General features: G+C 66.2%; 9 protein-coding genes. 4 read left to right on the top strand and 5 right to left on the bottom strand.

Features of this window, described 5'->3' with window-relative positions; translation table 11 throughout:
• The 4 genes from kdpB to ACQKJZ_RS13595 all read right to left on the bottom strand — a co-directional run.
• Nucleotides 1-1,437: potassium-transporting ATPase subunit KdpB (kdpB, locus tag ACQKJZ_RS13610; protein WP_427731550.1), on the bottom strand; the 1,437-nt coding region annotated here is incomplete at its 3' end.
• A 15-nt stretch (nucleotides 1,438-1,452) separates the two neighbouring features.
• Nucleotides 1,453-3,156 carry a potassium-transporting ATPase subunit KdpA gene (gene kdpA / locus ACQKJZ_RS13605; RefSeq protein WP_427731548.1) on the bottom strand — a complete coding sequence of 568 codons (1,704 nt, stop codon included), beginning with the start codon at nucleotides 3,154-3,156 and terminating at the stop codon, nucleotides 1,453-1,455.
• Nucleotides 3,157-3,169: 13 nt separating this feature from the next.
• A complete protein-coding gene (gene kdpF / locus ACQKJZ_RS13600) occupies nucleotides 3,170-3,259 on the bottom strand; it encodes a K(+)-transporting ATPase subunit F (protein WP_312490103.1) in 90 nt (29 codons plus the stop codon).
• 108 nt (nucleotides 3,260-3,367) lie between these two features.
• Nucleotides 3,368-4,219: a TorF family putative porin gene (locus ACQKJZ_RS13595; RefSeq protein WP_427731546.1), complete on the bottom strand. Its 852-nt coding sequence runs from the start codon at nucleotides 4,217-4,219 to the stop codon at nucleotides 3,368-3,370.
• Between the two features lie 307 nt (nucleotides 4,220-4,526).
• Here ACQKJZ_RS13595 and ACQKJZ_RS13590 point away from each other — a divergent pair, with 307 nt between their 5' ends.
• The 3 genes from ACQKJZ_RS13590 to ACQKJZ_RS13580 all read left to right on the top strand — a co-directional run bounded on the left by ACQKJZ_RS13590 (nucleotide 4,527) and on the right by ACQKJZ_RS13580 (nucleotide 9,724).
• Complete coding sequence (locus tag ACQKJZ_RS13590; RefSeq protein WP_427731544.1) at nucleotides 4,527-6,596, top strand: phosphocholine-specific phospholipase C; 2,070 nt, start codon at nucleotides 4,527-4,529, stop codon at nucleotides 6,594-6,596.
• 90 nt (nucleotides 6,597-6,686) lie between these two features.
• Nucleotides 6,687-9,053 carry a TIM-barrel domain-containing protein gene (locus tag ACQKJZ_RS13585; RefSeq protein ID WP_427731542.1) on the top strand — a complete coding sequence of 789 codons (2,367 nt, stop codon included), beginning with the start codon at nucleotides 6,687-6,689 and terminating at the stop codon, nucleotides 9,051-9,053.
• A 104-nt stretch (nucleotides 9,054-9,157) separates the two neighbouring features.
• A complete protein-coding gene (locus ACQKJZ_RS13580; protein ID WP_312490107.1) occupies nucleotides 9,158-9,724 on the top strand; it encodes a hypothetical protein in 567 nt (188 codons plus the stop codon).
• 271 nt (nucleotides 9,725-9,995) lie between these two features.
• Here ACQKJZ_RS13580 and ACQKJZ_RS13575 read toward each other — a convergent pair whose 3' ends face one another.
• Nucleotides 9,996-13,460 (bottom strand): TonB-dependent receptor, encoded by a 3,465-nt coding sequence (locus ACQKJZ_RS13575; RefSeq protein WP_427731552.1) that lies wholly within the window; start codon nucleotides 13,458-13,460, stop codon nucleotides 9,996-9,998.
• A gap of 267 nt (nucleotides 13,461-13,727) precedes the next feature.
• On the opposite strand from ACQKJZ_RS13575, the gene ACQKJZ_RS13570 reads away from it, so the two are divergent.
• Nucleotides 13,728-14,888 carry a tryptophan halogenase family protein gene (locus ACQKJZ_RS13570; RefSeq protein WP_427731539.1) on the top strand — a complete coding sequence of 387 codons (1,161 nt, stop codon included), beginning with the start codon at nucleotides 13,728-13,730 and terminating at the stop codon, nucleotides 14,886-14,888.
• Nucleotides 14,889-14,959 lie beyond the last annotated feature (71 nt).

The raw sequence follows: 14,959 nt of genomic DNA, 5'->3' as shown, positions 1-14,959 counted from the left end.
GGCGGCGATGGCGGCGGCGGTCAGGGGGTTGTCGCCGGTGATCATCACCGTGCGGATGCCCATGCGACGCAACTCGCCGAAGCGTTCGCGAATGCCCGCCTTGACCACGTCCTTCAGGAAGATGGCGCCGAGCAACCGGCCATTTTCGGCCACCGCCAGCGGGGTGCCACCCGCGCGCGCGATCTCGTCGGTGATGCGACGCAGCTGGGTCGCCGCCGCCGTCTCGCCGAGCCCCGGATGGGCGCGCAGGATCGAGTCGACCGCGCCCTTCTGGATCAGCCGGTCGCCGATCCGCACCCCCGAAATGCGGGTCTGGGCGGTGAAGGGGATGATCTCGGCGTCCGCAGGCAGGCTGGCGATCGAGACCTTGAACTGCTCGCGCGCCAGCACGACGATCGAGCGGCCTTCGGGCGTTTCGTCGGCCAGGCTGGCCATCAGCGCCGCCTCGGCCAGCGCGTCCACGTCCAAGCCACCGACAGCGCGGAATTCGCTCGCCTGACGGTCGCCGATGGTGATGGTGCCCGTCTTGTCGAGCAGCAGCACGTCGACATCGCCCGCCGCTTCCACCGCACGCCCCGACTTGGCGAGCACGTTAAAGCGGACCAGCCGGTCCATGCCCGCAATGCCGATCGCCGACAGCAAGGCCGCGATGGTCGTCGGGATCAGGGTGATGAGCAGCGCCGCAAGGATCGCCACCGGGATGCTGCCACCCGCGAAGGAGGCAAAGCCCGGAATGGTGCCGACCGCGATCAGGAAGATGATGGTCAGGCCGACGAGCAAGATGGTCAGCGCCACCTCGTTCGGCGTCTTCTGCCGCTCGGCGCCCTCGACCAGCGCGATCATGCGGTCGAGGAAGCCCTGCCCCGGATTGACGGTGACGCGCACTCGGATCTCGTCCGAGATGACGCGCGTGCCCGCCGTCACCGCCGAACGGTCGCCACCCGCCTCGCGGATCACCGGCGCGCTCTCGCCGGTGATGGCGGCTTCATTCACGCTCGCCACGCCCGCGACGACTTCGCCGTCCGAGGGGATCAGGTCGCCGGTCTCGACCAGCACCACGTCGCCGATCTTGAGCGCACTGGCGGGGACATTCTCCCACTCATCGCCCGCGCCCTTCAGCCGCTTGGCGGTCAGCTCGGCCTTGGCGGCGCGAAGCGAGGCCGCCTGCGCCTTGCCGCGCCCTTCGGCCAAGGCTTCGGCAAAGGTGCCGAACAACACGGTCAGCCACAGCCAGACGACGAGTTGCAGCTTGAACCCGGCGGTCAGCCCGTCCTGCCCGACAATGAGCAGCACGGTCAGCAGGCATGCGACCACGGCGGTCACGAACATCACCGGATTGCGGATCAGTTCGCGTGGCGAAAGTTTGACGAACGCGGCCTTGATTGCCGGGAGCACAAGCTCGGCGGTGAACAGGCTCTTGGTAGAGGAATTGGCCACGACTGGCGCTCCCGATCAGAAGAGTTGACCGCGGATCATCGCGAGATGATCGGCGATGGGACCAAGGGCGAGGCTCGGCAGGAAGGTCAGGCCGCCCAGCACCAGCACGATGCCGACGAGCAGACCGACCCACAGCACACCCGTGGTCGGGAAGGACCCGGCCGAGGCGGGGACATGCTTCTTCGCGGCGAGGCTCCCGGCAATGGCGAGCATCGGCACGATAATGAAGAAGCGGCCCACCCACATGGCGACGCCCAGGAGGCCGTCATACCAAGGGGTCGCGGCGGTCAGCCCTGCAAAGGCCGAGCCGTTGTTCGCCACCGCGCTGGTAAAGGCATAGAGGATTTCACTGAACCCGTGCGGCCCCTTGTTGAGCGGCCCCGCCAGACCCTGCCCCGTCACGCACGACAGCGCGGTCATCCCCAGGATGAACAGCGGCAGGACGGCAATGGCGAGGACGGCGAGCTTGACCTCGCGGGCTTCGATCTTCTTGCCGACATATTCGGGTGTGCGACCGACCATCAGGCCGGCGACGAACACGGCCAGGATGGCGAACAGCAGGAAGCCGTAGATGCCCGCACCGACGCCGCCGATGACGACCTCGCCCAGCTGCATGTTGAACAGCGGGATCATGCCGCCCAGCGCCGTAAAGCTGTCATGCATGGCATTGACCGCGCCGCACGACGCCGCCGTGGTGACGGCTGCGAACAGCGCCGAGGCTGCGACGCCGAAGCGCACTTCCTTGCCCTCCATGTTTCCGCCCGCCACGCCCAGCTGGTGCAGCACGGGATTGCCCGCCGCTTCGGCCCAATAGGCCACGCTGACGCCGCCGAGGAACAGCAGGATCATCGCCGACAGGATCGCCCAGCCCTGGCGCGTGTTGCCGACCGCCTTGCCGAAGCACCAGGTCAGGCCGAAACCGATCGTGAAGATCGACAGCATCTGGACGAAGTTGGTCAGCGCGGTCGGGTTCTCGAAGGGATGCGCGCTATTGGCGTTGAAGAAGCCACCACCATTGGTGCCGAGCATCTTGATCGCTTCCTGGCTGGCTACCGGGCCGAGCAGGATCGACTGGCGCACGCCCTCCAGCGTGTCGATGTTGACGACACCCGCAAAGCTTTGCGGCACACCGCTGGCCATCAGGAAGATCGCATAGACGATGCTGATCGGCAGCAGCAGATACAGGGTGACCCGCGTCACATCGGACCAGAAATTGCCGATCGTCTTGGCCTCACGCCCGGCGAAACCGCGAAACAGCGCGAAGGCCAGCGAAATGCCGGTCGCCGCCGACAGGAAATTGTGGATGGCCAGACCCAGCATCTGGGCCAGGTTCGACATGGTCCCCTCGCCGCCATAGCTTTGCCAGTTGGTATTGGTGGTGAAGCTGATCGCGGTGTTGAACGCCAGATGCGGGGTCAGCCCGACCAGCCCCTGCGGATTGCCCGGCAGATAATATTGCAGGCGCAGCACCGCATAGGTGAAGACCATCAACGCGACGTTGAAGATCAGCATATGTAGCGCATAGCGCCGCCAACCCTGCTGCACGTTCGGGTCGATCCCCGCCAGCTTGTAGAAGCCGCGCTCTAGGGGTGAGAGCACGACATGCAGGGGCGTGCGCCGCCCCTCGTAGAGTGCGAACAGCCACGCGCCGACCGGCTTGGTCAGCGCGAGCAGGATCGCGACGAAGCCTAGGATCGGGGCCCATCCTTGAAGCGTCATGATGCCGCCTCCTTCAGAAGCGTTCGGGGCGGATCAGCACCGCCACCAGATAGACGAGAAGGCCGAGCGCGGTCACCGCCGCCAGCCACAGGTCGAGGGTCATGGCTCAGCCCTCCTCACGCATGGTCGCACAGGCGGGCATAGGCGAGCGTCGCCGCCACCAAGCCCGCCATGACCAGCAACCAGATCAGATCGTCCATAGTCCAGCTCCTCAGAAGGCGGCGGTCAGGGTGGCGAGGAAGGTGCTGCCCGCGATATTGCCGGTGCCGTCCTGCCCCTTGCTAAAGCTGGGCCGCAGATAGCCGGCTTCGCGATCCGAGATGTCGGTATCGACCCAGGCCAGCCCCAGCGTCAGGTTGCGCCACGTCGTATCCGCGCCCAGCGACCAGTCCCAATATTGCCCGGTCGGCGACACGGTGGTGGCGTTCGGCCCCAGACCGTCCTGACCCCAGCTATGGCCGATATGCGCCTTGGCGGTGATCGGCGTACCAGCGATGGCGATAGCGCCGTCACCCCAGAGATACAGGTTATCGTCCTTCGCGCCGGGGCGATCATAGACGCCGGCAGCCGCGCTGGCGCCGCTATTGTACCATTTGCCGATCGCCTGCTGCTTGGGGGCATAGGCGACACCGGCGGTCAGCGTGGCCGGCCCGGCGGTGCCCGACAGCTTAGCGTAAGGCTCGGCGAAGTCGGTCTTGTTCGCGCCGCCCGGATACATGTACCAGGTCACGCCGACGTCCAACGTGCCGGTCGGGCTGACCTTGGTCTTGTAGCCGCCTATCAGGTCCAGCTCCATATTCGCGCCGCCGAACGTGCCCCACCCGGCCAGGTTCGATGCCCAGGTGCCGACATACAGCCCGCTCTCATGCGCGACGGTCAGTCCGCCCTGGATGGCCATATGCTCGTCCGACTGCGACACGCCGCGAAAGCGATAGTCGGAGGCGATGGCGACCGAGCCGCTGACCGTCACGGGCGGCGGCGGCGCGGTTTCGGCAGTCTGCGCCGATGCGGCGGCGGGAAACACGAACAGCGCCGTGACGGCGCTTAACATCATCGTCTTCATATCTGCCCCTATGGACAGGTCGCCACCAGTGAGTGGGGCGACCTCCAGGGCCATGCAATTAGGCCCGGGGCGCGTAGCAATTCGAGGGCGATCCCCCGATTTCGCATATAGACGGCGTATAGTTCACGCCGATCCTCCCCGGCACGGGGAGGGGGACCGCCGCGCAGCGGTGGTGGAGGGGGATCGCCGCAAAGGTCCACCTATGAGGAAGCCCCCCTCCGTCAGTGCTTCGCACTGCCAACTCCCCGTGCCGGGGAGGATTGTGAGAGTCACCAAAACGTCAACGATCTCGGCCATGGGCTGGGCGATGGCCACAGTCTCCCGCCGCTCCCTCCTCTCCGCTGGCGCCGCGCTCGCCGGTGCCGCCGCCCTGCCCCCCGCCATCGCCCGCGCCGCCGCCATCGCGCCCGACCGGCGGACCGGCACGATCCGCGATGTCGAACATGTCGTCATCCTGATGCAGGAAAATCGCGGCTTTGATCACTATTTCGGCACAATGCGCGGCGTGCGCGGATTCGGCGATCGTTTCCCCATTCCGCTCGCCCCCGTGACACCCGGCGGGGAACCCCGCACCGTCTGGCAACAACTCGACCGCGTGGCGGAGGGTGGCCCCCGCCTCGTCTCCCCCTTCCACCTCGACACCGACAAGCAGTTCGCCCTCATGCGCATGGAAGGGACGCCGCATACCTGGCCCGATGCGCAGGCCGCCTGGGACGAGGGTCGGATGGCGCATTGGCCCGAGGCCAAAAAGCAGCGCGCCATGGGCCATTATGCCCGCGCCGACCTGCCCTTCCAGTTCGCGCTGGCCGAGGCGTTCACGCTCTGCGACGCCTATCATTGTTCGATCCAGACCGGGACCAACACCAATCGGCTGTTCCTATGGACCGGCACCAACGATCCGGCGGGCAAGGCGGGTGGCCCCGCGATCAGCAACTCGCACGACAATTTCGCCGAGGCGGGCGGTGCGACCGATCCCTATCGCTGGACGACGGTGGTCGAACGCCTGCAGGCGGCCGGGGTCGACTGGCGGCTCTATCAGGACATGGACGACAATTTCACCGACAACCCGCTGGTCGGTTTCGCGGCGTTCCGCGACGCGCATCATGGCAAGGGCGACCCTGCGTTGAAGGACCGCGCGCTGACCACGCGCGGGCTGGACGTGCTGAAGGCCGATGTGCTGGCCGGACGCTTGCCCCAGGTCTCCTATGTCATCGCCACCTCCGCCGGGTCGGAGCATCCGAATCCCTCCAGCCCGGCGCAGGGGGCGGCCTATACCGCCGAGCTGCTCGACGCGCTGACCGCCGATCCCAAGGTCTGGGCGCGCACCGCGCTGTTCGTGATGTTCGACGAGAATGACGGGTTTTTCGACCATGTCCCGCCCCCCGCCCCGCCGTCGCGCGGGGAGGATGGACGGCCGCTCGGCGGATCGACCGTCGACCTGACCGGCGAATATCATGACGTGCCCTCGACCGGCGACGCCGATGTCGACAAGCCCGCCTATCGCGGCCGCCCTTACGGCCTGGGTCCGCGTGTGCCGATGTATGTCGTCTCACCGTGGAGCCGGGGCGGCTGGGTCAATTCGCAGGTCTTCGATCATACCAGCGTCATCCGCTTTTTGGAGACGCGGTTCGGGTTCCACGAACCCAATATCTCGCCGTGGCGGCGCGCGGTGTGCGGCGACCTGACCAGCGCGTTCGACTTCGCCGCGAACGATACGGCGCCCCCCGCCCTCCCCGACCCGCGCGGTCAGGCCGTGCGCGCCGCCGCGATCAAGGGCCAGCTCAGCCCAGAGGCGCCCGGCGATGCCGCCACACCCCGACAGGAGCCGGGCATCCGCCGCTCACGCCCGCTACCCTATCGATTGGAGGTGCGGGAGCATCCCGATGCGCGCGGCATCCACCTGTCCTTCCGCGCGGATGGCGCGGGCACGGTTTTCCATGTCTACGACCGGACCGCGCTCGACCGGGTGCCACGCCGCTATACGCTGGCGGCGGGCACGCAGATCGAGGATGTCTGGTCGCTCGATGCGGCGGGTGGCTATGACCTCTGGGTGTTGGGGCCGGCCGGCTTTCATCGTCACCTGACCGGGCGTGGTGCGTCCGCCACGGCGCCATCCTGGTCGGTCGACGATGCGGGGCTGACGCTGACCATTCCAGACGCCTGGCCCGACATGGCGGTGATCCGTCAGCGTCCGGCCGCAAAGCCCGGCCCCGCCGAACCGCTACGCCCCGGTCAGCACCGCTGGGCGCTGGACGACAGCCTAGGCTGGTATGACGTGACGCTGACCCGCGCCAGCGATCCAGGCTATCGTCGCCGCCTGAGCGGACGCCATGATCGCCCCGGCCGCGCGAGCATCAGCGATCCGTTCGTCGCCTGACACCGTCGCCCCGATACCCTCTTTCCCACCCCTGCCGGCAGCGATAGGGTAGCGGTCACAATCACAAGCTTTCGTGGGGGGATGAATCTGATGCGGCAGGAACTGCGCGCCGTGGCGGCGGGCCATCGTCGGGGACGTGGCAAGCGCTGGGCGAGCACTGCCGCCTTGCTGCTGGGTGGCGCGCCGCTGGCGCTGTCGGCCGATCCGCTGGCGATCGTCGAGCGCAACGGCGCGCAGGTATCGGTCGAGCCCTATGCCCCCGGCATCGTCCGCGTCACCATCGCCACCGACCGCGCCGAGGCAGCGGGCAAGCCCGGCTACGGCATAAGCGGCACCAGCGATGCGCGCGGCTGGACCCACCGGACCGACGCCAGCGGCGATGTCTTTGCCTCCGCCGGCCTGACCGTCACCGTCGCGCCCCAGCCCTGGCCCAAGCCGCCCAGCCAGATGGAGCGCTATTTCGTCCCCTCGCTTCCCCCGGTGTCGATCGATTTTGCAGGCGCGGACGGCAAGACGCTGACCCGGATGACCGGCTGGGAAAAGGCGCCCCATACCGTGTCGGGCGAAAAGACCTTCCGCGTCGGCGCCAGCTTCGCCGACACGCCCGACACCCATTATTACGGCTTGGGCCAATATCAGGACGGCGTGCTCGACCTTCGCGGCCGAACCATCGATTGCCGACAGGACTACGATCGGCCCGGCGGCGAGGCCGTCTGCGTACCCTTCATGGTCACCGACAAGGGCTATGCGATCCTGTGGGACAACCCGTCCGCCGCGACCGTTTCGACCGGCCTGATGAACGCGACCAAATTCGCCTCCAATGTCGGCGAGCGGGTGTCCTTCTTCGTGATTGCCGGCAAGACGACTGACGAACTCTATGCCGGCTATGCCCGCCTGACCGGCGCGACGCCGCTGCCGCCCAAGGCCGCGTTCGGCCTCATCCAGAGCAAGGCACGCTACGAAACGCAAGGCCAGTTGACCGAGATCGCCGAGGGATACCGCAAGCGCGGCCTGCCCCTCGACATCATGGTGCTCGACTGGTTCTACTGGACGCGGATGGGGCAGCTCGACATCGATCGCACCGCCTTTCCCGATCCCCTGGGCATGAACGCGCATCTCAAGGCGATGGGCATGCAGAGCATCATCAGCATCTGGCCGCGTTTCGAGCGTGAGAGCCGCTGGTTCGACACGTTGGCCGCCAAGGGCTGGCTGATGAAGGACAAGGACGGCGATCCGGTCGACGGCCTGCCGATCCGTTCCGATCGCGCGGGCGCGCTGATCGACAGCACCAACCCGGAGGCGCGCGCCTGGTTCTGGGACAAGATCCGCGACAACATCTTCTCCCAGGGTTTCGACTATGCCTGGCTGGACGAGACCGAGCCCGATCTGATTCCCGAGGGGCATTTCTTCTCCATCGGGTCGGGCGATCGTTATCGCAACGTCTATCCGTTGCTGCACACCGCAGGCGTCGCGGAGGGATCGGCGCGCGACCGGCCGGACAAGCGCAACCTGATCCTGTGCCGCGCCGCCTATCTGGGCACCCAGGCCAATGGCTGTCTGTTCTGGTCGGCCGACGTCCAATCGACCTGGGAAGCGCTGCGCCGACAGGTGCCCGCCGGCCTCGGCATGACCGCCAGCGGCATGGCCTATTGGTCGAGCGATACGGGGGGCTGGCAATGGCCGAACGGGCCGGAGGCGCCGCGCCCGGTGCTGGTCGATCCGGCGGGCGCAACCGCGATGGCGCCCTCGTACCGCGATTACCCGGAGCTGTTCGTCCGCTGGTTCCAGTATAACGCCTTCACCCCGACGCTGCGCATCCATGGTCAGCGGCCGGGCACCGCTTTATGGGAGTATGGCGCGGCGGCCGAACCCATTCTCGCCAGCGCGCTGCGGCTGCGTTACGCGCTGATGCCCTATCTCTATGCGCTCGGGCGGCAGACCAGCCAGACCGGCGCACCCTTCATGCGCGCGCTGTTCATGGACTTCCCCAACGATCCGGTCGTGAAGGATCTGGGCGACCAATATATGTTCGGCCCCGCCTTCCTGGTCGCGCCGGTCACCGAACAGGGTCGGACCACGCGCCGCGTCTATCTGCCCTCGGGGGCCGACTGGTATGACTGGTGGACCGACACGCGCTACACCGGCGGCCAGTGGATCGAGGCGGCGGCCCCGATCGATCGCATCCCGCTGTTCGTGCGCTCCGGCTCGATCGTACCGATGGGGGTACAGGTGCCCAGCACCGCGACGGCGCAAGCGCTGGAAAGCATCCGGGTCTATCCCGGCCGCGATGCCGACTTCACGCTCTATGACGATGACGGCACCACCAACGCCTGGCGCAAGACCGGCGGGCGCAGCGCGACGCTGCGCTGGAACGATGCCACCCGTCAGCTCATCGCCAGCGGCCGCTTGCCGACCGGTCAGACGCTGGCGCCGCTGGTCAAGATCATCGGTCGATAACGGGACCGCGCCCGGTCCATTCTCCCTCTTGGGAAATGCGACGGCCGCGATACAATCGATTCGACGGACCGGAATAGTCGGCCGTTTCAGAGGGGAGAGGACGCATGATCGGTATCATCGCGATGCTGTTGGCCGCCACGTCAGGACAGGCTCCGCCCAGCGCCGCCGCCCAGCCCAGCATCTTCGACAAGGCGGTGAACGAGCCGGGTATCGGCTGGAAACTTTACGGTCCCAATCAGTCCGCCAAGCAGGTCCCCGCCGCAGACGTGCCGGGCGGCAATGCCGTGCAGGTGAAGGTCGGCCGGGCCGGCGCGAACCCTTGGGACAGCGGCGCCAGCTATCCTACGATCAAGCCGATCGCGGCGGGCGATACGATGCTGGTCATGGTCTATTTGCGTGCGCCGAACGCCACTGACGCTGCGCCCGTCACCATCCCGATCGGCGCCGGCGGGTCGGAGCCGCCTTATACCCCGATCGCCACCGAGCCGGTGCAAGTCGGCCCGAGCTGGAAACGCTATTACGCCTCGGGCGTGGCGAACCAGGCCTATGCGGCGGGCAAGGCCAATATCTCGGTTCAGCTGGCCGGTGCGAAGCAGGTGATCGAGGTCGGCCCGGCCTTCCTGCTCGATTTGGGGCCTGGCTTCGACCGGTCGAAGCTGCCGCGTAACTAAATCGCCCCACCCTCACCCTTCCCACCCGCCAAGGCGGGCGGGCCCAGTCTCGGGTGAACAGCGCCCCGCGCTGTTCAGTCCATGCCGGGGGCATGGACGACCCGATACTCCTCTCCCAATGGGAGAGGGAGGGAGGCGCGAAGCGCCGGAAGGGTGAGGGTCAATCTACACCCCGCCATTCACCAAAAGAAAAGGCCGCCCGCCCCTTTCGGAACGACGGCCCTTGAGGTCGCATCCGGCCGATCCCGATGGGGACGGCCGAACACCCGGATCAGAACGTACCGCGCAGCGCGAACGAGAAGCGGCGGTCGTTGACGATGTACGAACGCGGCGCGGTCTCGGTCGAACCGCTGATATAGGCCTGCTGCGTACGAACGACCTGATTGGCCAGGTTCACGCCCTGCACGCCGATCTTCAGATATTTGTTCAGGTTGATGAACGCCGACGCGTCCAGCTGCCCGCCCGCATCCTGGTAGATCGAGGTATAGGGGAAGATCACGTCCGCCGGCGTCAGCAGATACTTCGACCGCCAGTTATACGCCGCACGCAGCGAGACCGGGCCCTTCTCATAGAACAGCGCCGCATTGACCGTATGCCGCGAAAGCCCCTCGAGCGGGATGTTGCCCGGCTTGATGTTCGAGGTATTGGCCGGCGCGCCGCCGTTCAGGAACGAGTTGGGCAGGCCCGAGCTGTCGATATAGGTGTAGCTGCCGCTCGCGCCGAAGCCGTTGAGGAAGCCCGGCAGGAAGTCGAAGGTCTGCTGATACGCCGCCTCGAAGCCCTTGATCTTGCCCGTTCCTTCATAGTTGGCCGGACCACGGACCAGCACGGATTGGGTTATGCCATTGCTGGTGATCGGGCGGTTGATCAGCGACTGGTAGAAGAAGTCCTTCACCGACTTATAGAAGACGTCGAACGACAACTGGCCGACGCGTGCAAAATACCACTCCACCGTCGCATCGAACTGCCATGCCGTCGCGGGCTTCAGATACGGATTGCCCGCCGTCGCCGTCACCTGCCCACTGGCCGTGTCAAAGATCGGCTGCAAGAAGTTGCGAATGTTGGCAAAATCGGGACGCGTCATGACCTTCGACGCAGCCAGACGCACTACTACGTCACGGCCGACGCCGAACTTCAAGTTCGCGCTGGGCAGGAAGTAATGATAGTGGTTACGCGCCGTTTCCGGCAGCGTCAGGCCGGTGGAGAACTGCCGGATGGAATTGTATCCGGCCTCACCCAGCTGACAGATCCCTGCCGGAACGGCCACGACCGGCACGCCATTCTGCAAAACCGGTTGTCCATTCTGGGTCACGGCCTGCGGTGCGCAACGGCTGCTGAATTCATCGACGGTACCGGTCTGCAATCGCGACGGTGCCCCGATCGAACCGGACGACATGACGTCGGTCAGGACATAACGAACACCGACATTGCCGCTCATGCGGACATTCCCGAACAGGTTGCCCGGTGTTGCAAAGCTCAGCTGCGCATAAGCGTTCTTGTCCTGCTGCTTTACCAGCTGGATTTCAGACGGCAGATAAGGCGTGCCCGCGACCACGCCCGCGCGCTGCGCGAGCGGAGCCCAGACGGTCGGCGGGCTGGCATTCGGATTGGCCGTGAGGACGTTCTGTTGCCACAGCTTCCCGATCGACTGGAAGTAGGCCGCCGATTGCTGATAGCCCTCCGTCATGTTGCCGGTATAATAATAGGCCGATGGCGAGCCGTTGGTCGCGCCCCGGAAAAAGTTCGGGAAGGTGTACAGTTCCGTCTGACCGGGCGCCTGCGCGAACGATACCGGATTGCCCGCAGCCCCCCACACTTCAGACAGGGCTCCCCAGTTATAGGTGGTGTAGCGCACTTCCGACGAACGGTCGGCATAGCGCGCACCGAACTTGGCGTGGGTAAAGAAGTTGCCGTCGTCGAACTTGTAGTCGACATCGGCCTTGAACGCATATTCGCGGCCCGTGCTCTCTTCGAGATGGTCCATCGCCGCGCGCCAGAACTGGACGTTGCGATTGGCGAAATACTGCGCGTCGGTCTGCTGGTTTAGGGTCGGGTTGGGCGTGGCCCAGCTCGCCTGCAGCGTCGACGGCTTGTGCGGGATCACGACCGGCAGATTGCCCGACAGATCGAGTTCGGAGTCGGCGAAGGTCGAGCCGAACACGCGCATATCGGTGCTGGTCTTCTTGGCGCGAGTATAATCGCCGTCCAGGTTCACCGACCAATGGTCGTCAAGCTGGGTCTTCAGGTTGAGGCCGAAGTCGGTGACGGTGTTCTCGTCGCGCGTCATGCCGCGTGCCAGTGACTGCTGCGTACCGCCGGTAGGAATCCAACAGGTCGCATTGCCGCTGCAATTCGCCCGGTAACCGTTGCCGGGGGCGGTGATGTAGCCCGACTGGAACAGACCACCCGCGTCATAGACGTAATTCTTGGTCGTGCCGGTGGGGCACTGGGCGATCGTCGAATTGGCAGGCCCCAAATTGTTCTGGACGCAACCGACAGGATAGGTGTTGTATTCCGACAGGTCGGGTGCGGTCTCGAAGGTGCGCTCCGAGGTGTTGTTGACCGTGTGCGTGCGCAGGAACTGCGCGGTCAGCAGGGTCCGCTCGTCGTTGCTCTGCCACTGGCCCGCCAGCGCGACGCCATCACGCTTGCGGTCGAACTCCTGGGTGGCGAACTGACCGCCGATCGGGGCGTAACGCAGCGAGGCCGGGTCGAGGAAGCCGTCCGCCCCAGGCGTGCCGGCCGCGCCGCAGGCAAAACCGGTCGCGCCGCCGACCGGCAGCGTCGTCTGGTCGGCCGTGCCGGGCAGCGGGTTGCGGCAATTCTGCGCGGTCGTCGAGTTCGCGGCCAGCGCCAGCGTGTTGTCGCGCGTCTGGATATTGGTGATGCGCACGCTGTCCGCACGGCTGCGGACGCGCGAATAGGACACGTTGCCGAGCAGGCCGAAGCGGCCGATGCCCGTATCCCAGGTGTTGCTGAGCAGCAGCGAGCCGGTCGGCGACCACTTCTTCTTGAAGTCGCCGTAATTGGCCTCGGCGGTGAAGCCGGCATGGAAACCCTTGTTGTCGAAGGGCTTGCGGGTGTTGAGGTTGACCGTGCCCGCCAGGCCGCCCTCGATCAGTTCGGCGGTGGCGTTCTTGTACACCTCGACCGAGCCGAGCAGTTCGGCGGGCACGTCGGAGAAGTTGATCGCCTGGCCGCCGATGCCGGCCGAGAAGGTGTCGCGGCCGTTGAATTCGGAGCGGACGAAGGTCAGGCCGCGCACCGCGACGCCCGAGCCTTCGACCGAGAAGTGGTCGGGATCGTTGGCGGCGGCGAAGCGGCTGATCGACACGCCGGGCACCCGCTGCAGCGCTTCGGTGACCGAGCGGTCGGGCAGCGCGCCGATGTCGCTGGCGGTGATCGCATCGACAACGGTGTCGGAATTGCGCTTGATCGTCTGGGCATTGGCCAGGCTCTGGCGGATGCCGGTGACAACGACTTCGTTGCCCGCGGCCTCGTCGCCCGCTGGTGGCTGAGCGCTGGCGGCCTCGACGCTGGCGGCGGTGCGCGGCGTGGCCGAACCGGCCGTGCCTTGGCCCGCGACCGCACCGGTCGGCGACGCGGTCTGCGAGGCATCGGTCTGGGCGAGCGCGGGCGTGCTCAACGCGGCGACGCACAGCGCGCCGGCCGAGGCGCTGAACAGCAACCGATGAAAACGATTGGCACTGGCAGTGAACGGCGCATCCATGCGCATCATGGTCATCCCCCCCTTATGTCGTGCGCCCCATTGGCGTCACGGAAATAGGTCGTGATCACGGCATGCGCCGCGACCCACATGCTTGTGATTGCGCTACCAACAACATTTCGACAAGATGCTTAACTTATAAACGTCCGATCCGGGACAAGGTGTAACATTCCTGCCACGCTGGCATGGCGGGTGGATTGCGGCACAACCCCGATCGCGGCATGAGACAGGCCAGAATCGGCGCGAGAATCCAAGGCGTCGGAGAGGGGATGCGGGGTGGATAGCGACAAGGTGCGGGTCGTCGTCGTGGGCGGCGGAACCGCCGGCTGGATGGCGGCGGCGGCGCTGGCGCGTCTCCTTCCGGGACAGTGCCAGGTGCATTTGATCGAGTCGGAGGCCATCGGCGTGGTCGGAGTCGGTGAGGCGACCCTCCCGCATATTCGCGCCTTCAATGAACGACTTGGCATCAGTGAAAACGATTTCATGTCGCGTACCCGCGCGACCTTCAAACTGGGTATCGAGTTTCGCGATTGGGGCCGAATCGGCGACAGCTATATCCATCCCTTCGGCACGTTCGGACGTGGCGGGGGCGCGATCGACTTCCATCATTACTGGTCTAGGTTGAAGAATGAGGGGGCGGACCTGCCTCCGCTCGATGAGCTGTCCTATGCCTGCGCGCTGGCCCGCGAAGGCCGGTTCGACCATCCTGGCCGCGACCGGGAGCAGCTGTCCTCGACCTTCGGCTATGCCTATCAGTTCGACGCGCTGCTCTTCGCGCCCTATCTGCGATCGCTCGCGGAGGAGATGGGAGCGCTTCGCACCGAAGGAATCGTCATCGATGTCGAACGCGACGCCGAGAGCGGCCGGATCCGTTCGGTCACGCTGGAGGACGGACAGCGAATCGCAGGCGACCTGTTCATCGATTGCTCGGGCTTCCGCTCGCTGCTGCTCGGCCAGACGCTGGGCGAACCGTTCGAGGACTGGTCCAAATGGCTGCCGACCGACAGGGCCGTCGCCATGCCGTGCCGGACGCGCACCGCCGTCACCCCCTATACCAGCGCGATCGCGATGCCCGCCGGGTGGCGCTGGCGCATTCCGCTCCAGCATCGCACCGGCAACGGCTATGTCTATGCCAGCGGCTTCGTCAGCGACGACGATGCAAGGCGTGTGCTGGAGGAAGCGGTGGAGGGCGAGCCGATCGCCGAGCCGCGCCTGCTGCGCTTCAAGGCCGGCCGGCGGCGGCGCAGCTGGGTCGGCAATTGCGTGGCCATCGGGCTGGCCAGCGGGTTCCTGGAACCACTCGAATCAACCAGCATCTATCTGGTCCAGCAGGCGATCACCGCGCTGATCGAGCTGTTCCCCGAACGCGATGCGAGCGATGCGGACCGCGACGAGTTCAACCGCATCATCGACCTAGGGTCAGGACTCATTGGTTGATCCAGAAGATCACGGTTGCCGCGAGAGCGATGGCGGACATGAAGGCGTGAGCGCATCGGTCGTAGCGGGTG

This window comes from Sphingomonas sp. NPDC019816 (assembly GCF_050274375.1).
Taxonomy (GTDB): domain Bacteria; phylum Pseudomonadota; class Alphaproteobacteria; order Sphingomonadales; family Sphingomonadaceae; genus Sphingomonas.
Note: the sequence above shows the minus strand (reverse complement) of the source record. Positions and strands in the feature narration are given on the sequence as shown.